Annotated in this window: 18 protein-coding genes; 4 read left to right on the forward strand and 14 right to left on the reverse strand. The window is 62.8% G+C overall.

Features of this window, described 5'->3' with window-relative positions; genetic code table 11:
- Positions 1 to 15: 15 nt before the first annotated feature.
- Positions 16 to 1,446: a 2-oxoadipate dioxygenase/decarboxylase HglS gene (gene hglS, locus N2A41_RS21510; protein ID WP_260109671.1), complete on the reverse strand. Its 1,431-nt coding sequence runs from the start codon at positions 1,444 to 1,446 to the stop codon at positions 16 to 18.
- Between the two features lie 84 nt (positions 1,447 to 1,530).
- Here hglS and N2A41_RS21515 point away from each other — a divergent pair, with 84 nt between their 5' ends.
- From N2A41_RS21515 to N2A41_RS21525, 3 genes are all read left to right on the forward strand, one after another.
- The gene (locus tag N2A41_RS21515; protein WP_170262907.1) at positions 1,531 to 2,439 is read left to right on the forward strand and encodes a LysR family transcriptional regulator; all 909 of its coding nucleotides are present in this window, start codon (positions 1,531 to 1,533) and stop codon (positions 2,437 to 2,439) included.
- Positions 2,440 to 2,507: 68 nt separating this feature from the next.
- The gene (locus N2A41_RS21520) at positions 2,508 to 2,744 is read left to right on the forward strand and encodes an Lrp/AsnC ligand binding domain-containing protein (protein WP_003567502.1); all 237 of its coding nucleotides are present in this window, start codon (positions 2,508 to 2,510) and stop codon (positions 2,742 to 2,744) included.
- Between the two features lie 249 nt (positions 2,745 to 2,993).
- A complete protein-coding gene (locus tag N2A41_RS21525) occupies positions 2,994 to 4,172 on the forward strand; it encodes a glycosyltransferase family 4 protein (RefSeq protein WP_260109672.1) in 1,179 nt (392 codons plus the stop codon).
- A gap of 73 nt (positions 4,173 to 4,245) precedes the next feature.
- On the opposite strand, the gene N2A41_RS21530 is transcribed toward N2A41_RS21525, so the two are convergent.
- The 9 genes from N2A41_RS21530 to epmA all read right to left on the reverse strand — a co-directional run bounded on the left by N2A41_RS21530 (position 4,246) and on the right by epmA (position 17,055).
- Positions 4,246 to 7,557, reverse strand: a complete 3,312-nt coding sequence (locus N2A41_RS21530) for an oligosaccharide flippase family protein (protein WP_260109673.1) — start codon at positions 7,555 to 7,557, stop codon at positions 4,246 to 4,248.
- 88 nt (positions 7,558 to 7,645) lie between these two features.
- Positions 7,646 to 8,824: a glycosyltransferase family 4 protein gene (locus N2A41_RS21535; protein ID WP_260109674.1), complete on the reverse strand. Its 1,179-nt coding sequence runs from the start codon at positions 8,822 to 8,824 to the stop codon at positions 7,646 to 7,648.
- A gap of 45 nt (positions 8,825 to 8,869) precedes the next feature.
- Positions 8,870 to 11,350 (reverse strand): glycoside hydrolase family 2 protein, encoded by a 2,481-nt coding sequence (locus tag N2A41_RS21540; protein WP_260109675.1) that lies wholly within the window; start codon positions 11,348 to 11,350, stop codon positions 8,870 to 8,872.
- A gap of 16 nt (positions 11,351 to 11,366) precedes the next feature.
- Complete coding sequence (locus N2A41_RS21545; RefSeq protein ID WP_222384480.1) at positions 11,367 to 12,344, reverse strand: DUF1839 family protein; 978 nt, start codon at positions 12,342 to 12,344, stop codon at positions 11,367 to 11,369.
- Positions 12,335 to 13,243, reverse strand: a complete 909-nt coding sequence (locus N2A41_RS21550; RefSeq protein WP_222384394.1) for an amino acid--[acyl-carrier-protein] ligase — start codon at positions 13,241 to 13,243, stop codon at positions 12,335 to 12,337. Before N2A41_RS21550 ends, N2A41_RS21545 begins: the two co-directional genes overlap by 10 nt.
- A gap of 5 nt (positions 13,244 to 13,248) precedes the next feature.
- On the reverse strand, positions 13,249 to 14,430 hold the full coding sequence (locus N2A41_RS21555) for an acyl-CoA dehydrogenase family protein (RefSeq protein WP_260111084.1): 1,182 nt from the start codon (positions 14,428 to 14,430) through the stop codon (positions 13,249 to 13,251).
- Positions 14,430 to 14,681, reverse strand: coding sequence for an acyl carrier protein (locus N2A41_RS21560; protein WP_017962508.1), 252 nt, complete (start codon positions 14,679 to 14,681; stop codon positions 14,430 to 14,432). The genes N2A41_RS21555 and N2A41_RS21560 overlap by 1 nt, the downstream gene beginning before the upstream one ends.
- 263 nt (positions 14,682 to 14,944) lie before the next feature.
- Positions 14,945 to 15,997, reverse strand: coding sequence for a lysine-2,3-aminomutase-like protein (locus N2A41_RS21565; protein WP_260109676.1), 1,053 nt, complete (start codon positions 15,995 to 15,997; stop codon positions 14,945 to 14,947).
- Entirely contained in the window at positions 15,994 to 17,055 is a 1,062-nt protein-coding gene (epmA, locus tag N2A41_RS21570) for an EF-P lysine aminoacylase EpmA (protein ID WP_260109677.1), read from the reverse strand. Before epmA ends, N2A41_RS21565 begins: the two co-directional genes overlap by 4 nt.
- Positions 17,056 to 17,203: 148 nt before the next feature.
- On the opposite strand from epmA, the gene efp reads away from it, so the two are divergent.
- Positions 17,204 to 17,773 carry an elongation factor P gene (efp, locus tag N2A41_RS21575; RefSeq protein ID WP_170258218.1) on the forward strand — a complete coding sequence of 190 codons (570 nt, stop codon included), beginning with the start codon at positions 17,204 to 17,206 and terminating at the stop codon, positions 17,771 to 17,773.
- 182 nt (positions 17,774 to 17,955) lie between these two features.
- Here efp and N2A41_RS21580 read toward each other — a convergent pair whose 3' ends face one another.
- From N2A41_RS21580 to N2A41_RS21595, 4 genes are all read right to left on the reverse strand, one after another.
- On the reverse strand, positions 17,956 to 18,684 hold the full coding sequence (locus N2A41_RS21580) for an SIS domain-containing protein (RefSeq protein WP_003543744.1): 729 nt from the start codon (positions 18,682 to 18,684) through the stop codon (positions 17,956 to 17,958).
- 121 nt (positions 18,685 to 18,805) lie between these two features.
- Positions 18,806 to 19,957 (reverse strand): N-acetylglucosamine-6-phosphate deacetylase, encoded by a 1,152-nt coding sequence (nagA, locus tag N2A41_RS21585; protein ID WP_260109678.1) that lies wholly within the window; start codon positions 19,955 to 19,957, stop codon positions 18,806 to 18,808.
- Positions 19,957 to 20,988, reverse strand: a complete 1,032-nt coding sequence (locus N2A41_RS21590) for an SIS domain-containing protein (RefSeq protein ID WP_260109679.1) — start codon at positions 20,986 to 20,988, stop codon at positions 19,957 to 19,959. The genes nagA and N2A41_RS21590 overlap by 1 nt, the downstream gene beginning before the upstream one ends.
- Positions 20,985 to 21,758 carry a GntR family transcriptional regulator gene (locus N2A41_RS21595; protein WP_170262918.1) on the reverse strand — a complete coding sequence of 258 codons (774 nt, stop codon included), beginning with the start codon at positions 21,756 to 21,758 and terminating at the stop codon, positions 20,985 to 20,987. Before N2A41_RS21595 ends, N2A41_RS21590 begins: the two co-directional genes overlap by 4 nt.
- Between the last annotated feature and the right edge of the window lie 132 nt (positions 21,759 to 21,890).

A 21,890-nucleotide genomic window follows, 5' to 3' on the forward strand; every position in this document is an offset into this window, starting at 1 on the left:
GTTGAAGCAGCCATTTCACGCAACGGTCTTCAGCGGCAGGCCCGCAAGGCCGAGCGCGGCCAGTGCCGAATCCAGCGATGCGGCCTGGCGTTCGGCGTAAAGCGCCAGCTCGTCCTGAACGGTAGCACCCAGTGCTGCCTCGAAGGCGTCGCGGTTCGAGCGGGTCGCATAGTTCTGCTGCTGGTCGGTGCCGAGGTTCGACTGGAAGATGCCGGCCGCGCTGACGGGCAGGAAGTCTTCGTAGACGATCGGGGTGAAGGCAAGGTAACCCCCGGCGATCAGCGCCTCCGGATCGCTGGGCAGCCTGCTGCCGACCGCGGCGGCGATGCCCGCAGGGGTCGCGGAATAGCGGAAGAAGGCCAGATCCGCGCTGCGCAGCTCGTCCCAGCTGTCCGGCAGTGCCTTGAAACGCTCGGTGAGTTCGTGATCGTAGACGCCGGCCTTGGCGCCGCTGGCGCCCACCTGCACCTCGCCGCGAACCGAGGCGAGCAGCTGGTCGTAGAGCGCCCGGCCCTTCGCCGTCAACGCCACGCCGCGCTGTTCGATCTCGCCGAAGCGGGCGGTATGCGTCCCTTGAATCGCATCGTCATCACCGCAAAAGGCGATCGTTTCCTCCAGCGCCTTGAAACTCGTCTGCCGCAGCAGAATATCGCAATGACGGCGCGGCGGCCCTTCGATGACAGCCTTCGGCGTGATGCCGCGTTCCGGCATGCGAGCCTGGACGGCGTCAATATCGAGCGTGCGCGGCGTCAGATGGTTGATGTGCGGTCCCCTGAAGCTGACGACGTCGGCGATCAGCCGATGGGCATCGTGCAGGCGCTTGTAGGTTTCGGCGCTGACCGTCGCTTCGCCATGCCAGCGGAAGGTTTCCAGCGCCTCGGCGACGAATTCCGTCGCTTCCGCCTCGCTCAGGCCGCCGTTCTGCTCGTGGCGCTCGATCAGCGCGATGGCGCGCGGTGTGTAGATCCGCCGTTTGGCCAGGATGGCTTCGGCCTCGCCGCGCAGTCCTTCGTCCTCGATTAGTTCCAGTCGCAGCAACGAGGTGAAGACGCGGAATGGATTGACATTGACCGCGGCCTCGTCGATCGGCCGGAAGCTGGTGGAATGAACCGGCACGCCGGCGACCGAAAGATCGTAATAGCCGACCGGCTGCATGCCCATGACCGCAAACAGCCGGCGAATGGTGAAGAGCTCATCTGCCGTACCGAGCCGGATAGCGCCGTGACGCTCGACCTCGATACGCTCCAGCTCGCCGGCGCGGGCCAGGCGCGCGCGCAGGTCGGGATCCCTTTCGAGGCAGCTGGCATTCACATCCGCCACCAGTTCGATCAGCGTGCCGTATTGCGGCACCTCCGCCCGGTACATCTGCGACATCGCCTCGGTGAAAAGCGATCGGATGCGGTCTGGGGAAACGAAGCTTTGCGGCATTGGGAAACTCCGGATCATTCCGTTTTTGCAGGATGAACCTCTTTACACGCGCGACAAAGGCGCAAATATCGCTATTTCGGAAATAGCCCATTCTGAAACGGAATGACCATGCTGACGTCCAGACGTTTTCTGCCATCGATTTCGCATCTCGCCGCCTTCGAGGCGGTTGCCCGCACCGGCAGCGTGACGGCAGCGGCGCGCGAACTCGATCTGACGCAGAGCGCCGTCAGCCGCCAGGTAAGCGCGCTGGAGGAGCAGCTCGGCGTCGAGCTCTTCCTGCGCGAACGCCAGACCATGCGGCTGACGCTTGCCGGTGACGGATATGCCCGCGAGATTCGCGAGGCGCTGCGGCGCATATCGAGCGCTTCGCTCAACCTGCGCGCCAATCCCCATGGCGGCACGCTTAACCTCGCCATCCTGCCGACCTTCGGCACGCGCTGGCTGGCGCCGCGCCTGGGGCGCTTTCTCGCCGCCAATGCCGGCGTGACCATCAATCTGGTGACCCGGCTTTCGCCCTTCGATTTCCGCCTCGATTCGATCGACGCCGCCATCCATTTCGGCCACCCGCACTGGCCAGGCGCCGAACTCGCGCTTCTGATGTCGGAGCGCACGGTGCCGGCCTGCAGTCCGGATTTTCTGAAGCGATACGCGATCTCAGGACCAGAAGATCTGCTCGCCGTTCCGCTTCTGCACCTGACGACGCGTCCTGACGCCTGGGAGCAATGGTTCGCCGGCAATGGCGTTTCCTTCGAAAACGTGCACGGCATGCTCTTCGACCAGTTCGCCACCGCCGCGCAGGCGGCAATCGCCGGCCTCGGCGTCGCCCTGCTGCCGACATTCCTGATGCAGGAGGAGATCAGGCGCGGCGATCTCGTTGCCGCTGTAGATCGTGAAATGGAAAGTCGCGAGCGCTATTATCTCGCCTTTCCACCCGAGCGCGCCGACTATGCGCCACTTGCCGCCTTTCGCGACTGGATCGTCGCGGAAGCGGCCGCCGATCCGGCTGCGTGACGAACGGCTTGCATCGGCATGGCGCTTTCGACCATTATATCAGCCAAACAACTTTGCAGGAAATCTCCATGAAGCCGATCTTCGTCCAGCTCCAATGCGCACCCGGCAAGACCTATGAGGTCGCCGACGCGATTTACCAGACCGAACTGGTCTCGGAGCTCTATTCCACAAGCGGCGACTACGACCTGCTGCTGAAGGTCTATATCGAGGAAGGCCAGGATATCGGCAAATTCATCAACGACAACATCGCCAATATTCCCGGCATCGTCCGCTCGCTGACGACGCTGACCTTCAAGGCATTCTAGAGCAATTCCAGCAAAAGTGCGCAGCGGTTTTGCGTCCGGAATTGCGTGAAAACAAAAGAGATAGAGCGTTTCCGTGACTCGAGAAAAACGGAAACACTCTGAATTCCCGTCAGACACGGTTAACCCTTTTCGCGAAGATTAGCCCTCGCAAGCCGTCGCCTAAACCGCGCCTTAACGCCGGGCATGTCTGGTCGTTGCTATCACGGGCCCGCGTCAGCGCAGGCCGGCACGTGCAGCGATAGGTGGAAAATGTCGATCGTCGAGGCAGATAGGGCGCGCGCGGTGCCGCAGGTGGAAACGGCTCCGCTGATCGTCCATGTCGTGCGCCAGTTCCTGCCCAACCGCGGCGGCCTCGAAGACGTGGTCGCCAATCTCGCCCGCCAGACGGTACGCCGCGGTTATCGCGTGCGCGTCGTCACGCTGGATTCGCTCTTCACCGCGCCAGAGGACAAGCTGCCGCCTCGCGAAGATATCGACGGTATCGAGGTGGTGCGCATCCCCTGGTCCGGCACCAGCCGCTATCCGCTGGCACCGCAGGTCTTCCGCCATCTCGCCGATGCCGATCTCGTGCATGTCCATGCCATCGATTTCTTCTTCGACGCACTTGCCTGGGGCCGGCTGCTGCACGGCAAGCCGATGATCGTCACCACTCATGGCGGCTTCTTCCACACGCGGAAATACGCGACGATCAAGAAGATCTGGTTCCAGACGCTGACCCGGGCTTCGGCGATGGCCTACCGCCGCGTCGTCTGCTGCAGCGCCTCCGACCTCAAGCAGTTTTCCGAGATCGTGCCTGACAGCCTCCTGATCGAAAACGGCGCCGATATCGGCAAGTTCGCCGACACCGCTTCGCGCCGGGCAAAGCGCCGCATCGTCACGATCGGCCGGTTCTCGGTGAACAAGCGGCTGGACCACCTGCTCGATGCGATGGCCATGCTGAAGACCCGTGATCCGGAGTGGCATCTCGACATTATCGGCGCCGAATCCGACCTGAACCGGGCGGATGTCGAAGGGGCAATCGAAAGCCGTCATCTTTCCGGCCGCGTCACCCTGCATGTGTCGCCGGAGAACGACACCATCCGGCGCGTCATCGCAGAAGCCTCGATTTTCGCTTCCGCCTCGGAATATGAAGGTTTCGGCCTGGTGGCGCTGGAGGCGATGAGCGCCGGCCTCCTGCCGGTGCTGAACGCCAACGATGCCTTTACGACGCTTGCTGCCCGGCATCCCGTTCTCATGCTTGCCGATTTCACCAATCCTGAGACCGCCGCCACGGCGATCGAAACAGCGCATGAAACTCTTTCGCGCCAACCGGAGACCGTTCGAGCTGAGCTTCTCGCCGCCGCCCGCGGCTATTCCTGGGATATCGTCGCCGGACGTTACATCGATCTCTACAGATCGCTTGATGTCGTCGTCGCGAAAAGCATCTGATCCTGTCTTCCTGCCGCATAAGCTACAGCGTTGCGCGTGTGTGAAAAGACGCGCGGCACTGTAAAATCCCCGGTTACGCTCTCGCCAGACGGATGATCTCGTCGAGCACGAATTTGCGCGATTGCGGCGGCGTTAGATTATGGTCGGCATCCGGCAGCATCAGCAGCCGCACGTTCGGATAGCGGGAAAGCCTGGCGCCGCGCGGCCCGAAGTGGAAATAGACGTGGTCGAGCCCGACATCGCCCTCGCTGTAGATCAGCGTCAGCGGCACCTTGCGTTTACCGAACAGCGCGAAGGAGTGCCGAACCTCGCGGGCGATGTGGCGCCGGTCGGGGAGCAGCTCGAGCAGCGGCGCGATCCACGGCGACAGCCGGCGACCGGCGGCGATGACGATGTTCTGCAATGCCGAGACGACATCCACCTGGCCGCGCAGCAGCCGCTTCAGCGTGTCGAGCCGCGCCAGGCGCTGGCTGTAATCATCGAGGCTGCGGGGAACGGAGACGACATGCTCCCTGCGCACCGGCATGTCAGGATCCCAGTAATAGACGAAGGGATTGATCGACACGACAGCCTTCAAGCGCTCGTCGGCGACGCCGGCGCGGAAGGCGACATAGCCGCCGCTGCATCGGCCGGCGACCATGACGGGGCCGGTGACGACGCTTTCGAGCAGGTCGAGCGCGGCGACCGCATCCGCGGTCTGCGTGTCCGAATAAAGCACCTGTTCCGGCGCGTCCGGCCGCGGTGGGCTGTCGCCGACATTAGCGGAATCGAAGCGCAGCGAAACGACGCCTTGGCGGGCGAGCTCGCGTGCCATATCGACCGTCGTCCGTCCCCAGCCGGCATGCCGGTCATAGGCCGTCGACAGGAAGAGCACGGCATTGCCCTTGATCTCGCCGAGCGGCCGGCTGACGACGCCGACTAGATGATTATGGCTTCCGAATCGGACCGGCGTTTCAGCAAAACCGTCGCCGGCAAGCAACGAGTTGTCGATCGCCGCCGATGAATGGGCGATGGATGTCTCTGTCGTCGCTGCCTCCAGCCACGTCGTCAGCAGCGCGACGACAGCCATCGGCGTCTTGGCAAACAGCGGATTGGTGGCGAGCTCGTCATAGCCTTCGAAGGCCGTCTGCTCGACATCGGCGCCAAGCGCCTTCAGCGCATCGGCAAAGCCGGTATCCTCGGCCTTGGCAGGACGTTCTAGGATCAGATAGCGGGAGGCTGCGAGCCCCTGCGGCGAGGCAATGTTGAGCTTGCCGAGCTCGGCAGCAATCTCTTCGGGCATGACGAGCCCGGCGATCTGCACCTTCGCGGTCTGGACATGCTCCTTGCCAAGGCCGAGATCGGCATCGATGATCTTGGACCACATGTTGAGTTCGCGCAGATAGGCCCTGCCGCTCAGCACAGGCGCCAGCATGACGAGGCTGTCGACGCCTTCGATCGACGAACCGACGCGGTGGGCAAGCGTCGCGCCGAGGCCCTGTGCGATGAGGACGATACGGTCGCAGCCGCTCAGCGACTTCAGCTTGTCGGCGGCCGCACGGATCGAATTTTCCCAGGTTTCCAGCCTTGCCGGCAGCGCCCCGAAATCGAGCGCGTCGCCGGTGCCGCGATAATCGAAGCGCAGGCTCGGCACGCCGATATCCGAGAAATGCTCAGCCGCGACGCGGAAGAATTTACGGCTGCACATCTCCTCGAAACCCCAGGGGCTGACGAAGAGCACGGCGGCCGAACGTTTCTTGGCGAGAGGATTCTCAGGCATGAACAGCCCGACCGTGCCATCGAAGACGACAGGCAGGGCAGCACTGCGCCCCGCACCCTCGGCCGGTTCCAGCGAGAATTCACCGGGCGCGACCTTGGCGCGATCGGGATCGCCGGGAAGCCGCGGCGCGATGAAATTGATCGCATGTCCCACAGGTCGCCGCAGCAGGGACGGCATCTTGTCGAGAATGGAGCGCATGACTTCGACATCCTCGCCCGGCACGGCGCGCAGCACCCGGAGCGCTGCGAAATAGGCGAATGCGCCGGCGATGATCGCGCCGACCAGTCCGGCCGGACCCTGGACGAATTCCAGCACGGAAATCGCTCCGCAAGCACAGAGGACGGAGGCGAGCGTCACCTTCGTCAGGCTTGCGTAGAGACCCGAAAGCTGGGATCCGAATCCTGTCTGTTTGATCATCATCATCGACATCGCAACGAATACGAGGATGCGCACGATTGCAGCACCCTCGGCTGCAAGCCTAGGTACGATCAGTAAACAACCCGCTACCATCAGTAGGCCACCTATCACACTGATGTTCAGGCGGGAGCGGGCCCTGTCCATCGACAGCAGGTAGAGACTGAGGATCTGCATGAAGGTATAGGCGGGAGCGACGAGCGCAAGCAGCGCCACCACCGTCCCGCTACGGCGGAACGCTTCGCCGAACACCACGAGCACCAGTTCGCTGGAGATCGCGGCAAGCCCGAGGCTCATCGGCAGCACGATATAGGCCATGCTGCGGGTGACGGCGGCGAAGACCTCGACCGGCAATGTCGAATCGTCGCTGCCGTGGCGCCGCTCGGAATAATAGGGCAGCAGGCTGCCGGTCATCTGGATCGGCAGTTGCAGCGCGATATTCGCGATCGACAGGCCGACGGCATAATAGCCGACCATCTCCACCGACCAGAACTGCTGCAGAAAGAGCAGCTCGAGCCGGTTGAGGAAGATGGAATCGATGATGAACTGGATCGACAGGATGACGGAGGAGGAGGCGAGATATTTCAGCGAGACCCCGCACCAGTCGCGCCGCGCAAGAAGGATCGGCAGCGTGGCGAAAAACAGCACCAGCTGGCCGAGCGCATAGCCGACGAGAACGCCTTCGACGCCATAGAAAACAGCGCCGACGGCAACGCCGGCAAGCTGCACGATCGAGACGGCGACCGTCAGCTTAAAGAAGGCGCCCAGCTTCTTTTCGCCGATCAGATAGAATTTGACGAAGGATCCGATCGCCTGGATGAAAAACAGCACGCCCGTGACCAGAGCGACGGATGGCGCCGTGTCGGCCCAGTGCATCTTTTCTGAGGTCAGGAAGAACAGCGCGTAGAGCGCCAGCAGCACGACGGTCGAGAACATCATGAAGCTGACGAGGATGGCGGCAAAACCCCGGCGGCGGCGCGCGTCGAAGCCTTCCGCCGAAAGTTGCGGCAAGGTCTTCAGCAGCGTGATGCTGGAGCCGAGCTCGGCGATCGAGGCGCCGGTCACCACCAGCCAGAGCGAAAAGGCGACGATGCCGTTGGCTTCCGGCCCGAGCAGCCGCGCGGTTATGATTGATGACACAAAGCCCGTCAGAAGCAGCAGCATACCTGCCGCCGCGTTCATCACCGAGTTTGCGATAATACCCTTCGACATCTGTCCATCCGTCAGGATCGGCCTACCGCCGCATACCTGCCATCTCTAATGCGAAAATGTTAAAATAAAGCGGAGTGACGACGTCACGTTAGGCGGCCTGCATCGCTTCCAGCGCCTGGAGCGCCTTGTCATAGCTGTTCTCGGCGAGGTAGCGCAGCAGGAACGCTCGCGCCTTCTCGGCCTTCGCGCGCGCTCGCTCAGGCGCGCGGAAGATGTCCCGCAAGTGCGTAGCCGCCACTTCGGAGGAAGGATCGGCCCAGACCGCACCCTTGAGCCCGGCAAATTCCGGATGGGTATCGACCACCGGAATGAGGGGAGAGGCAACCAGCCAGCTATTGTCGGGATCGCAGAAATCCAACGTGCCCGACCAGGCCGTGGACACGACCGGCGTACGCTGCATGATCGCCTCGGCCACCGTCAGCCCGAAACCCTCGGAACGATGCAGCGAAAGATAGGCGTCGGAACAGCGGATAAGGCCGTTGATATCGGAATCCGACATCCTGTCGGTGACGATCCTGATCCGAGTGTTGCCTGCGACCGAGGCGACCAGTTCGCGCAGGCTTTCATCCTTGTTGATATCGCCGCTGGCCTTCATCAACAGGAAGGCGCTGGGGCATTCGGCAGCGAATATCCGGAAGGCCTCGATGACGGCCTGCGGATTCTTCCGGTTGATCGAGGAGCCAGCGCTGAAGATGAAGCTGACCAGAAAGGCGTCTTCCTCGACGCCGAATTTCTGGCGCATGCCTTCCGTCGCCGGCTTCTCGGTGACGGGATGCGGAACGACGATGACCGGTGCCGCAGTGAGCGGTGCAATCGCCCGCCTGGTGAATTCCGACGGCACGAAGACGGCATTCATGTAATGCATCGCATTGCGCCACTCCGCCGGGACGATTTCGAGCTCCCAGGCGAAATAGCCGATGTTGAAGGCGCGGGTGAAATTGGCAACGCCCTTCTTCAGGATGGCGCGCGGCAGCATCGGCGGATTGAGATGCCAGATCCGGCTTCCCGCGGGTTCGGCGGTGAGATGCGACGGCATCCATCCGGCGAAGGAATTTTCGTCAGGATGCGTGCTGACATCGGAGAGCGAAATCGCCTGCCCCGCCTTCGACAACGCGTCGGCGCAGAGCCTTGCCGATTCGCCGACGCCGACCGCCATCGAGAGATAACCGACGACTTCCACCGGCCTGCGCGGGTTGAAAGCAAGACGCGACCGCGGGATCAGCCGCTGCAGGAGATGGGCGCGCAGAAAGCGGTATATCGTTCTCAAATCACGGTCTTTCCCAATGGATCGGCATCATCCTTCGCAGCGGCGTCAGCCCTCGATTGCGACGCGATGCGAACTGCCTAGACTTCTGATCTCGCCTGCAGGCGGAATGTCGCTTTCCACGCCGGACAGCGCGTGGAGCGTCACCCGCCGCATCGCACCGGGGGCAAGGTGGAACCAGTCGTCCTCGGCCCGATAGCCTTCGACGTCGATATGCACCGATTGCGCCAGCCGGTCGGTCCTGAGATCGACGAACCAGTCGTCGCCCTCTCTGCCGAATGTTGCTTCGATCCCTGCGTCATGGAGCGCCTTCCCCCGTCCGCACGGGAAGTGGAAGCTCTCGGCGAGAAGGGCGCCATCCGCCAGCGAGCGCAGGCGCGCCACACTTGCATCGTGCGCCGGCGGCCCGAAACGGAAGGCATAGGTCGTATCGAAGAAGGCGCCGAACAGCGCCGTGCAGGCAAGGCGCTCAGTGTCTCTTGCCGCTAGCTTGAAGGCCCTGCTGCCGCTGACGACCTGCTGTTTTCCGTCGCGCAGGCAGACGACCTCGAGTTCGACGTCGAGCGCGGCATCCGTCTCGTTGACGACATGCACGTCGAGACCGTTCGTTCCCTCGTCGGTGAAGACCACTTGCACCGGCCGGAATGCACGGCGCATCGCATACCAGATGGGCTTCGGCTCTCCGGTGGAATCGATCACCCCCCAGCCGGGGCCGGGCAGCAGGTCCTGCAGCGTCCAGACGAGCGCGCCATTGCAGGCGGAGCCCTTGCGCCGCCATTCGGCAAAAGTCTCTTCAATCACCTCGCCGGTGACGGCGCGGGAGAGATCGAGATAGCGTTCCGGATCTTCGCGGCGCAGCTGAGCGGGATCGAAACCGTAGAGAAGCTGCAGGTAGAAATCGCGAACATCCTCGAAATCCCACGATGCGCTGCGATCGCGGGGCACGCGGGCCTTCCATAGCGGGCTGTGGACGGCGGGCACATCGAGATGATGCTTCAGCGTCCTTTGCTGCGGCACATGCGCGAAGGCGAGGCTTTCGGAGGCAAAACGCACATCGGCGCGGCGCGCATCCGCAATCGGCCGCATATAGGCGCCGACGCCGTAATAATGGGCGATACCGGCATTCGGCGAAAAGGGCATCGCCCCGCCATAGGGTGAGTTCGGCATGTAGGGCACATCGGGGCGCATGCGCGCGACGACCGCCGGAATGATTTCATCGGTGACCGGCCCGCTCCAGAATTCCGCCGGCAGGCCGAGCATTGCCGCCTGCTGGTGGATTTCGCTGCCGCCGCAGAGCACGGCCAGCGAAGGCGACGCCTGCACGCCGTGCAGGAATTCCTCGACCTCCGCATGCACGTGGCCAAGAAAAGCCTTGTCGTTGCGCGGATAATCGAAATTGGCGAACATGAAATCCTGCCAGACCAGCAGGCCGAGCTCGTCGCAGAGCGCGAAGAAATCTGGTGTCTCGTAGGCCATGGTGCCGCCGATGCGGATCATGTTCATGCCGGCTCCGGCAGCAAGCCGCAGGAACGGCTCGTAATCCGCCCGCCCGCCCGGCAATCGCACGATATCGGCCGTCGTCCACACCGCACCACGGCAGAAGATGCGTTCGCCATTGACGAGGAGCGCGAAGTCATCGCCATCGGCACCGCGCTCGATGTCGACGCGCCGGAAGCCGGTCCTGCCGAGCGGATATTCCACCCCGTCGGAAACCAGCGTCAGTTCGTAGAGACGCGGAGCGCCATGCGTGTGCGGCCACCAGGCCTCGATGTCGGAAAGCTTGAGGATAGCCGAGTAATGACTGTCGCCGACCTTTTCGAAGGGTTGCTCCATCCCGCCGCAGTGCAGCAGCATTGCCGGATCCTCGGCATTGCTGTGCAGGGAAACGCTGAGACGGCCGACGCCACTCTCCTCCAATACGGCGCGGATGGAAACATTGTAGATCGAGACGGGATTGCGCCGCACCATCGAAATCGGCCGCCATGGCCCGACGGCATGGATATCGGGGCACCAGCCCGGCATATGGCCGAGCAGAGTCGTGCGGAAATTCTTCAAGCCCGCCGGCGTGATCATCTGCGGCCGCCAGCGCGCGCGCGGGCCCGGCTCCGACAGGCGGGGGCCGAGCGCCCGGAAGCACAGGGCCAGCTCGTCGCCGCCCGAAAGTGTCACCGGAATCTCATGCGCCGTGAACATGCTCTCGGAAAACAGGATTTCCTGGCCGTTCAGGAAGACGTGGCAGAGCGTCGCCAGCCCTGCGAAACGCAGGATCGCGTCACCCGGCTCGGCATCGAAAAGCCGGCAGAGATACCAGGCGTCCCGCGTGTTCAGCGGCTCGGGATTTTCCCGATCGAAGAGACCGGCTTTTTCGAGTGCTGCGGCGACGGTCCCGGGAACGGGTGCTGGAATGAACTGCGCCGATAGCGGGATGTCGTGCGGCACCGCGCATGCGCCCGGCTCCGTCAGGATCAGGTTCCAGCCTTCGGAAAGTAGACTTTCCTCAGCACCGATGCTTGCCAAACGCCCCCGCATGGTCAGATCTCCGGCCTCAGATTCGCCCCGCAAGCGACGCCATCATGGAATCCCATGCATCGGCGGCCGGATCAAGTGCTGCCTGCAACGGCTCGAACTTCTTGCGGGTGACGGCGCGGGCAAGCTGGAACTGCACCGATTTCGCCACCTCGGAAATGCGCCTGGCATGCTCGGCGGCAGCCGTGAATTCATCAGGGGAGAGCCAGGTGAGGTAATCGGCCGCCAGTTCGAAATTGGCGCCTACCTGGCGAAGCGTGTTGAAGGCGTATTTGTGGAAGAAGCCGAACGGCCGTTCCGCCACCGCTTCGACCTGTTGCGGAAAGACGCCTGCAAAGGCGCGGATCGGGTTTTCGCGGGGACGCCGGGCAAAGTGAAAGCCGGCAAGCCGCCGCGCGGTCGCGCGCAGATGCGCTTCATCCGCGGGCTTTTCCGGGAACCGAGCAAATTCCGCATAGGGAAGGAACGGCGGGTCGTTTTCCCGATGCAGCTGGAACAGCCCGTCGAAATCCTCGCCTTCGAGACGAAAATAGCCGCCATTGTGGAAATAATCGACGCGTTTGGCCGCAATATCCAGTCGGTTGATCGCAACCGTCGTTTTGCCGTGCTCCTGCCGGTAGGCGGTGCCGCGCGTATCCGGCATGTAGAAAGAATCCATTTCGATCAGGCAGAGACGGGCACGCGCGATCTGAACCTCGACATGGCGTTCGACACGGTCGTAGATGGCAAGCTCGGTCGCACGAATGCCGTAGAGCGCTTCGAGATCCTCGAGCGGCACCTTGAAGAAGGTGAACTGGTCGCCCTCGAAATCCTGCGTCAGGGTAAAACCCAGCATCGCCTCCGGCGCAACGCCTGATGTCGCCAGTACCTCGATCCAGAGATCGACATAGCAGTTGGTTTCCGGCCAGGCGCGCTCGCCGGAATGCAGCGCATGCGCCCGGTAGGTTTCCGGGTCGATTCCCGAAAAGACCGATGTCATCGATTTGCTCAGCCCCACAGCGCTTTCCGTACGCTGGCCGGCCATTGCTTCACATCGAGCCCGTGATGATGAAAGAGGGCAAGGGCGATGCGCTCCAGCCCGAAGCCGACGCAGGCGGTGTGCGCGACATTGCCGTCTTCGAGCTTGAGACCCCACTTCGTGCCGAAGGCATCCTGATGGTAGTTGAAGCTCATGCAGGCGGTCGGATTGGCAGCCGAGGTGATGGGGATCAGCAGCTCGAACTTCAGGTTCTGGTCGCGCTGATTATTGGCGAGCATCTTGCCGGCGCGGCCGAAGAACGGATCATTGGCGACGTCGATCGTCACATCGAGGCCGACGGCCTTCATCATCTCGACGCCGCGATCCATCCAGCGCTGGCGAAAATCGGTGACGTGCAGCTCGGTGCCCATGCAGACATATTCACGCATGCGGAACAGCTGCTGGCGGGCAGGGTCTTTCGACGGCTCATGGCGGAAGCAATAGGATTGCAGGTCGAAGAGGCCGCCCGTCTTCGGCAGGTTGCCGCGCTTGGCGATCGTCGGATAGAGCGGATAGCAGGCAGCCGGCGTCAGCACGATGTCGGTCGCCTCCTGCCCCTTGGTCCAGTCTTCGCCGACTTCCATGCATTGCAGCAGGCTGACATGATCGAGTTCGCTGCCGCAGAAGCTGTGCACCGTGCCGGCGAGCTGCGGAAAGCTCTTCATGTAGCCGCTCTTTTCGAAGAAGGCGCGGTTCATGCCGGGCGGAAAGCGCATGGCTTCGGCACCATCGGCGCCGCCGAACGTGTCGATCAGGCGCTCGAAGGCAGCGATCACGTCTTCGAACTGGCCGCTGCGGCCGTAGAGCCCGTCGATGCCGGTATCGATCAGCAGACCGGATTCGAAAAGCCGGTCCAGAAACGAGGTCTGCATATCCATGACTGTCACCCCAGTAGGCTAGTGTCCTGTTTATGGACAAGAAGCATGCTCGACGTGTTGCCGAGGATGCGGTCATTCGAAATCATGAGCTGTGCGGAATGCGCGTCGCGCAGATGGCGTCCGAGGCTGAAGGGCGTACCGTTCTTGTAGCCCATGATGCCGCAGATCAGCATCGCATGGTTGACGATCTCCAGGATGGTCTCGGACGAGGCGATCTTGACGTTGTTCATCGCCACCGCAAATCCCATCGAAGACAGCCTGTCGGCATCGGCCTTGGCATCCTCATAGGCCTTGAGGCCGGTAACGACGTTGGATTTCACCATCTGCAACAGGTTCGAAACCTCGGCGAGGCGCAGCGCGCCCGGCGGCTGGGCATCCGGCGCCCTGCGGGCTGCGGCACGCACGAAAGCCTGGGCGCGCACAACGGCGTCGACGGCAATGCCGTACCAGACGCCGCTCCACAAGAGGTGCGAGGAGGCAAGCATGGACTGCGCCGCGATCTCCGCGAAAGGCTTCGGCAGGATCTGGCAAGCCGCCGCTTCGCCCTTGAACAGGAAGCCGTCGGAGCAGGTGCCGCGCATGCCGAGCGTATTCCAGACATGCGTTTTCTCGAGCGTGTACTGGTCCTTGAGGAAGGCCGTCAGCACCTGATCGGAGGAAGCCGCCTGCGCGTGGGCACGCGAGGTGATGAGAATGGCGTCGGCATGCGAGCCGTAGGAAATGACGGTCGCATCCTTTTCGAGGCGGCACGTGTCGCCATCGACTTCGACCGCACAGATGCTGTTGCGCAGGTTTCCACCGATGCCGCCTTCGGTGGTGGCGGATGCGATCAGCAGCTGTTCGGCGGCGATGCGGCGCATGAAACCGCGATGCCATTCGCTGTCGGCGCCGTGTTCAACGAGGCTCGACAGCTTGATGTGGTGCATGGCGAAAACCATGGCGCTTGCGGCACAGGCCTGGCCGAGCATCGAGCACAATTCGGCGATCTCGGTGATCGAGGCGGATTCGCCGCCGAAATGGCGCGGCACCTGGATGCCGAGCAGCCTTTCGGCCTTCATCGCATCGACGGCTTCCCGGGGGAAACGGGCTTCGGCATCGACGGTATCCGCGTGTTTCGCCGCGATTTCGGCGACGCGGGCCACCCTTGCGACAAGACCGTCCTGCATGATCTTGACGGGGAAATTCATCACGCGACCTTCCGGCCGTCCCGGATGAGATCGACGGTCCTGGCAATGGCCGAGATGCTCGCGAAGGATTTGCGGTTCAGGAGATTGTCGGGAAATTCGATGTCGAAGGCCTCTTCGAGGCCAAGCATCAACTGCACAGAAGCAAAGGACGTCAAACCTGCCGCATAAAGATCGGCATCGTCGGCAACCTGGTCGATCGACCCGGGAAGCTTGCCGAATTTAGCTACGAGGTCGCGGATTGCCTTATTCATCCCATCACTCCAAGATTCTCATGATCCCGATCCGGCGTTCATCGCCTTGTCATGAGCGTTCTTTTAGTGCGGAAAACAGAACATTCCGCTAATTTATTGAGTTAAATATGACTAAGGCTCATAGTTAGGATTTTAGCGATCCTTCCCGAGCCGTCGTAAACAACGACCTTATATCAATGACTTAATGTAATTTCGATACTGCGACACAGTCTGGTTTCCGGCGTGGCGAGTACAGAAATGATACGAAAAGCGCCGCTTTTGTCTCAATCGGCCGGCGGATAGGAATGCTCGCCGCCGCGATAATCGGTGACGGAATAACATCCGTCACCTGTCGCCCGGATCGCGCTCCCAGTGACGACGGCCTTGCCGTGACCGCCTGGGATATCAAGGATGTAGGCCGGCTGGCAGAGACCGGAAATCCGCCCGCGCAGCGCCGCGACGATCTTCTGCCCCTCCTCGATCGTCACTCTGAAATGGCTGGTGCCGGGCGCCAGATCCGGATGATGCAGGTAATAGGGTTTGACGCGGATTTCGACGAAGGCCTTCATCAACTCCGCCAGCACGGCGGGATCGTCGTTGACGCCCTTGAGCAGCACCGACTGGCTGACCATGGCAATGCCGGCATCGACGAGGCGGCCGCAGGCGGCGCGCGCTTCCGTCGTCAGCTCTCTCACATGGTTGGCGTGCAGCGCGATATAGACCGTCTTGCCGCTCGCCTTCAGTGCCGCGATCATCGTCGCATCGATCTTCTCGGGGTCGACGACCGGGACACGCGTGTGGAACCTGATGATCTTCACATGCGCGATGCCGGCAAGCACCTCCATGATCTCGTGGAGCCGGCGCGGAGAAAGCACCAGCGGATCGCCGCCCGTGAGGATGACCTCCCAGATCTCCTCATGACTGCTTATATAATCGAAAGCGGCCTGCATCGCCGCCGCATCGAGCGTGCCGAGACCCTGCGGCCCCACCATTTCGCGGCGGAAGCAGAAGCGGCAATAGACCGGGCAGACATGCACGGCCTTGAGCAGCACGCGGTCGGGGTAACGGTGAACGATGCCTACGACGGGGCTGTGGGCATGATCGCCGATCGGATCGGCCCGTTCTTCGCGGGCAACCGTGAGTTCGGCTGTATCAGGCACGAATTGCCGAGCGATCGGATCAACGGGATCGGTGCGGTCGATGAGCTTACTGATTGCAGGCGTCAGCGCAATCGCATAACGCGCCGCAACCTCCTCGAGCGCTGCGCGATCGGCAGACGCGACCAGTCCCGCCTTCACAAGATCGTCGACGCTCTTGATCGGTTTGACGGCATTCATCTTCCGTACTCCGCCACCGGCGCCCAGAGCACCTGGTCGATGCGTGATGCTCCCGTCGCCAGCATCACCAGCCGGTCGAAGCCGAGCGCGATACCGCTTGCCTCAGGCATCAGCGGCAGCGCAGCGAGAAAATCCTCGTCGATTGGATAGGTCTCGCCGTAGACCCGCGTCTTCTCGGCCATTTCGATCTCGAACCGTCGCCGCTGTTCGGCAGCGTTGGTGAGCTCGCCGAAACCGTTCGCAAGCTCGACGCCGCAGGCATAGAGCTCGAAACGTTCGGCAACCCTCGGGTCGTCTGCCGAGGGACGGGCAAGTGCCGCCTCTGAGATCGGATATTCGTCGAGGATGGTGATGCGGCCGAAACCAAGATGCGGCTCGATCCTTTCCACAAGCGCCCGGCTAAAGAGATCGGCCCAGCCGTCGTCATCGGCAACACGCATGCCGACGCGCTTCGTCTCGGCGGCCAGATGGTCGCGGTCGGTCGAACCGCCGGCGGCGACCGAGGCGAGAAGATCGATGCCGGCATGACGCTCGAAGGCTTCGGCAACGCTGATCCGCTCCGGCCCGGCAAAGGGATCGCTCTCGGCGCCGCGATAGGCAAGCTTCCCGGTCTTCACCGTTTCGGCGGCCAGCGCCAGGATCCGCACGCAATCCATCATCAGGCTCTCGTAGCTTTCGCCGGCCCGATACCATTCGAGCATAGTGAACTCAGGATGATGCAGCGGCCCACGCTCGCGGTTGCGATAGACATGGGCAAAACACGAGATGCGTTCCTCGCCCGCCGCAAGCAGCTTCTTGCAGGCAAATTCCGGCGAGGTATGTAGGTAGAACGGCGCCCTTTGCCCATCCGTCGTCAGCGCTTCCGTGGCGAAGGCATGCAGATGCGCCTCGTTGCCGGGGGAAACCTGCAGCACCGCCGTATCCACCTCGATGAAATCCTCGCGCGCAAAAAACCCGCGCAACGCCGCCTGGATTGCGTTGCGCCCGACCAGGAACGGACGGCGGTCGGCATGCACGGACGGGGTCCACCAAGGGGACGCTTTCGCCGAAGAGTTCATTCCAAGCTTTCTTCGCCGGAGAAGCCGGTATTGGGGGTGGCTATTTCCCGGATTTTAGGTTAGTTGCGCCCCAAAGAAAAACATTTGCGTCTTCGGGGCGTCTCGCCAGTCATCTACGACGCCGAAAGCCGAGTTACAAGGAAGTCTTATGGTCAAGGTCATCGCCTCTTCGGTCCGCAAGGGCAACGTTCTCGATGTCGACGGCAAGCTCTACGTCGTTCTTACCGCCCAGAACTTTCATCCGGGCAAGGGCACGCCGGTCACCCAGGTCGACATGCGCCGCATCGTCGACGGCGTGAAGGTTTCCGAGCGCTGGCGCACCACCGAACAGGTCGAGCGCGCCTTCGTCGAAGACGTCTCCTTCCAATATCTCTATGAAGACGGCGAAGGCTTCCACTTCATGAACCCGGCGACCTACGACCAGGTCGTGGTCGATGTCGACACCATGGGTGACGACAAGGCCTATCTGCAGGAAGGCATGTCCTGCATCCTCTCGATGCATGAAGGCATTGCGCTGGCGCTCCAACTGCCGCGCCACGTCACGCTCGAAATCATGGAGACGGAACCGGTCGTCAAGGGCCAGACGGCATCGTCCTCCTATAAGCCGGCGATTTTGTCGAACGGCGTGCGCGCCATGGTTCCGCCGCACATCAATGCCGGCACCCGCGTCGTCATCGCCACGGAAGACAATTCCTACGTCGAACGCGCCAAGGACTGATCCTGGTTTCAGCCTATCGGAGAGGCCGGCTCGCGCCGGCCTTTTTTTTCCGCCGTCTCAATTAAATAATCGGGGCATGATGTCGCGCGAAAACCGCACACACTTTTCGGCATCATGCTCTATCTCTTTGTTTTCACGCAATTCCGGACGCAAAACCGCTACGCACTTTTGCTGGAATTGCCCTAGAGATGCGGGTTGCGCGGCCGGTATTTCTTGACGAGCTTCTGGTTGATCTCGGCGGCACCCGGCATGTTGGCGCTGAGATAAATCGGCGCATCGCCGGATTTCGAAAGCTCCGAAGCGACCTCTGCGAAGATCGCATTGATGACCGTCACCCCGACCGCCGTCGAGACTGGCCCGACCCGAAGCCCCGTGCCTTCGAGATCGACAACGGCGTCACCCGGTGGCAGCCCGTTGTCGAGCACCACATCGGCCACGTCGGCGAGCCGCCGGCGGCCATTGGCAATCGCTGAGGAATAGGCGATCGAAGTGATGGCAATCACCTTTGCGCCGATTTCGCGCGCATAGTCGGCGGCCTCGATCGGTGCGGCGTTCACGCCCGAATTGGAGGCGATGATGATGACATCGCCCGGCTGCATGCCGTAACGCTCCAGCATCGGCCGCACTAGGCCCTGCGTGCGCTCATAGACCGAACTGATGACTGCACCCTCATGCAACATGGCCGAGCCGACGAGTACCGGCACGGTGAAGGCGAGCCCGCCGGCACGATAGTGCACCTCTTCCGCCAGCATATGCGAATGGCCGGTGCCGAAGACATAGACACGCTTGTCGCCGCGGGCAGCATCGAGGATGACGGCTGCTGCCTGCGCCATCGGCTCGGCGAGCGTCTGCTTCAGTTCCTCCAGCCGGCCGATCAGATTGGAGAAATAGGCATCGGTAATGTCGGTCATCCCACTTCTCCTAGAGCATGTCGCGCAAAAGTGTGCCGCGGTTTTGCGATAACGACATGCGTAAAACAAAGATCTAAAGCGCGAACAGCAAATCTGACAGATCGCGACGCGCCTTTAGCGTTCAGGCCGCTTCGCCGCTGAGCCAGGTGGCGGTGACGGCAAGCGCATCGGTGAGATGCACGAGATCGGCACGCGCGCCCGGCGAGAGATGGCCGCGATCGGCAAGCCTGAGGAACCGCGCGGGATAAAGGGTCGCCATACGCAAGGCCTCGGCGAGCGTCAGGTCCAGATAGGTGACGCCGTAACGGATCGTCGAGATCATGTCGACGTCGGAACCGGCCAACGTGCCGCCGGAAAGCACTAGCTTCGAGCAGAAACCGCCCCTTTCGCGCCGGACGGTGCGTCCGTTCAGCGTGAACGAATCCTTCTCCGATCCGACGAGCGACATCGCGTCGGTGACGAAAAACAGCTTGCCTTCGCCGCGTTTGGCGCGAAGCGCCGTGCGCAGGGCCTTCGGATCGACATGATGGCCGTCGGCGATGATGCCGCACCAGATCGAGGGATGATCGATCGCCGCGCCGACGAGGCCAGGCGCACGGTGTCCCAATTGGCTCATGGCGTTGAAGAGATGCGTGACGCCCCGTGCGCCGGCATCGAAACGTTCCTCCGCCGCCTCGCTCGAACAATCGGAATGGCCGATGCTGACGGTGACGCCGGCCTCCGCAAGCTCACGCACCTGGGCAACCGTCACCTGCTCGGCGGCCATGGTGACGAGCAGCGTGCCGATCGCCTCGCGCGCCCGGATGAAGGCCTTGACATCGCGGTCCTCCACCGGCCGCATCAGTTCCGCCAGATGCGCGCCCTTCCTTGCGGGCGCCAGATGCGGGCCTTCCAGATGCAGGCCGGCGACGCCGCGGTTCATTTTCACTGCCTCTTTGGCCGCCTCGATGGCGGCAATGGAGGCCTCTGATGTATCGGTGATCAGCGTCGGCAGCAGCGACGTCGTGCCATAGGGCCGGTGCCCGCCGGCGATAATGTCCATCGAGGCAACGGAAGGCTCGTCGTTCAGCATCCGCCCGGCGCCGCCATTGACCTGCGCATCGATGAAGCCGGCCGACAGAACACCGCCGGCAAGCGCCACCACCTCGCCGTCCGGCAGATCATTTCTTGCAACGATCGCTTCGACGCGGCCGCCGGCAACGATGAGGGCTTTGTCGTCATGGAAGCGCTCGCCGTCGAAGATGCGGGCACCGAGGAAGATCTTGCGGACCATCAGACCGTCTCCGTCACCTTGAGCAGGTTTGCCGGCTTGTCGGGATCGAAGCCTTTGCGGCGCGTCACCGACTCGATCAGCCGGTAATAGACGAGCAGCGACACCAGCGGATCGACGAGGCCGTTGCCCGTCGTCGGTACGCGCAGATGGACGCCGGAAAGCGGCTGCGTCGAGAAGCCGACGGTGGTCGCGCCGAGTTTCTGCAGGCGTTCCAGCGCCTGCACATTGTTGGCGAAGGCCGCATCGTCGGGCGCAAAGGCGATGATCGGGAAGCCCGGCTGCACCAGGCGCATCGGGCCATGCATCAGTTCCGCCAGCGAAAAGGCTTCGGCATGCAGGCCGGAGGTTTCCTTGGCCTTCAGCGCCGCTTCGAGCGCGATCGCGAAAGCCGGGCCGCGGCCGGCCGTATAAAGCGAGGTCGCGTTAAAGAGCACCTCTTCGGCTGCCGCCGTGTCGATCCCCGCGGTCGCCGACAGTGCCTCCGGCAGCTTGCCGAGCGCGGCCTGCAGATCGGACGCACCGCCGATCGCAGCCGTCACCCCGGAAAGGGCGGCGACCGAGGCGATGAAGGATTTTGTCGCCGCGACACTCTTTTCCGCGCCGGCATTGAGGCCGAGAACGATATCGGCCTGCTTCGCAAGCGGGCTGTCGGTGACGTTGACGACGGCGATCGTCGTCGCTCCACCCTTCTTCGCCGCATCCTGCAGCGCGACGATGTCGGGGCTCGCACCCGACTGTGACACGGTGAAATGCACGCCGCCCTTCAGGTGCAGCGCCGCACCATAAACGGAAGCAATCGACGGACCGACCGAGGCGACCGGAACGCCGCAGGTGATCTCGAAGAGGTATTTGAAGAAGGTGGCGGCATGGTCCGAGGAACCGCGCGCCGCCGTCGTCACCACGCTCGGGCGGGCGGACGAAAACAGCCGGGCGATCTCGGCAAAGACCGGTTTTTCCTTTTCGAGCAGCGTGGCCACCACCTCCGGCGATTGACCGGCTTCCTGCAGCATCAGTGACTGGTTGTCATTCATAGGTCATCTCCGATTCTCAATTCGGCAACGAAATCATAGGCGTCGCCGCGATAATGCGAGCGGGTGTATTCGACGACGCGCTGGTCTTCCAGGCGCGAGACACGTTCGATCAGAAGCGCCGGCGCGCCTGATTTGACGTTCAGGATCGCGGCGGAGGACGGGTCGAGCGTGACCGCGGTCAGCCGCTGCAGCGCGCGCACGGGCCTGTGGCCGCTGGCCGTCAGCGCATCGTAGAGCGATCCCTCGCCGCCGGCATCGTGCCCCAGGAACTTGATCGGCACCACGGCGCGTTCGATCGCCAGCGGCAGTCCGTCGGCAAGGCGCAAGCGGTCGAGCCTCAGCACCGGCTCATCGCCGCCGAGGCCGAGCAGGAAGGATTCCTCCGGCGACGGCGTATTGACCGCCCGCGACAGTATCCGCGCGGCCGGCAGACGCCCGCGCGAGCGCATGTCGGCGGAAAAGGAGGAAAGCCGCCACAGCGACTGTTCCATGCGCTCCACCCTGCTCGACACGAAAGTACCGCTTCCGTGGCGCGATTCCAGTGCGCCGGATGCCATTAGGTCGCGATAGGCGGTGCGCACGGTGACACGGCCGAGCTTCAGAGCCTCGGCAAGGTCGCGCTCGCCCGGGAGTGCGGTGCCGGGCTTCAGCAGCCCTTCCTGAATGAGGCCGGTCAGTGTCTGCGACAGCCGCTTGTAGAGCGGCCCGGTCAGCGCCTCGTCACGCAGGCCGCGGCTGTTCAGTTCCGCTATCAGACTGGTTCTATCCATGGGCACACAATAGAACCTATATAGAACCAATCGGCAAGGTAGAATCGAACATGCAACGAAAAACCCCTCGCCGGCGGACCAGCAAGGGCTTCATAGCGCTCAAATTTGACAGTCGTGCGTCCGCAGCGCCGC

This window comes from Rhizobium sp. SRDI969 (assembly GCF_025152725.1).
Classification (GTDB): Bacteria; Pseudomonadota; Alphaproteobacteria; order Rhizobiales; family Rhizobiaceae; genus Rhizobium; species Rhizobium leguminosarum_I.

Coding starts and splice junctions, on each gene's coding strand:
- hglS (WP_260109671.1), bottom strand. CDS start 1,446: ATGATCCGGAGTTTCCCAATGCCGCAAAGCTTCGTTTCCCCAGACCGC.
- N2A41_RS21560 (WP_017962508.1), bottom strand. CDS start 14,681: ATGAATAAGGCAATCCGCGACCTCGTAGCTAAATTCGGCAAGCTTCCC.
- N2A41_RS21515 (WP_170262907.1), top strand. CDS start 1,531: ATGACCATGCTGACGTCCAGACGTTTTCTGCCATCGATTTCGCATCTC.
- N2A41_RS21550 (WP_222384394.1), bottom strand. CDS start 13,243: ATGGATATGCAGACCTCGTTTCTGGACCGGCTTTTCGAATCCGGTCTG.
- N2A41_RS21520 (WP_003567502.1), top strand. CDS start 2,508: ATGAAGCCGATCTTCGTCCAGCTCCAATGCGCACCCGGCAAGACCTAT.
- N2A41_RS21525 (WP_260109672.1), top strand. CDS start 2,994: ATGTCGATCGTCGAGGCAGATAGGGCGCGCGCGGTGCCGCAGGTGGAA.
- nagA (WP_260109678.1), bottom strand. CDS start 19,957: ATGGTCCGCAAGATCTTCCTCGGTGCCCGCATCTTCGACGGCGAGCGC.
- N2A41_RS21565 (WP_260109676.1), bottom strand. CDS start 15,997: ATGAATGCCGTCAAACCGATCAAGAGCGTCGACGATCTTGTGAAGGCG.
- N2A41_RS21530 (WP_260109673.1), bottom strand. CDS start 7,557: ATGTCGAAGGGTATTATCGCAAACTCGGTGATGAACGCGGCGGCAGGT.
- epmA (WP_260109677.1), bottom strand. CDS start 17,055: ATGAACTCTTCGGCGAAAGCGTCCCCTTGGTGGACCCCGTCCGTGCAT.
- N2A41_RS21540 (WP_260109675.1), bottom strand. CDS start 11,350: ATGCGGGGGCGTTTGGCAAGCATCGGTGCTGAGGAAAGTCTACTTTCC.
- N2A41_RS21555 (WP_260111084.1), bottom strand. CDS start 14,430: ATGAATTTCCCCGTCAAGATCATGCAGGACGGTCTTGTCGCAAGGGTG.
- N2A41_RS21580 (WP_003543744.1), bottom strand. CDS start 18,684: ATGACCGACATTACCGATGCCTATTTCTCCAATCTGATCGGCCGGCTG.
- N2A41_RS21590 (WP_260109679.1), bottom strand. CDS start 20,988: ATGAATGACAACCAGTCACTGATGCTGCAGGAAGCCGGTCAATCGCCG.
- N2A41_RS21595 (WP_170262918.1), bottom strand. CDS start 21,758: ATGGATAGAACCAGTCTGATAGCGGAACTGAACAGCCGCGGCCTGCGT.
- efp (WP_170258218.1), top strand. CDS start 17,204: ATGGTCAAGGTCATCGCCTCTTCGGTCCGCAAGGGCAACGTTCTCGAT.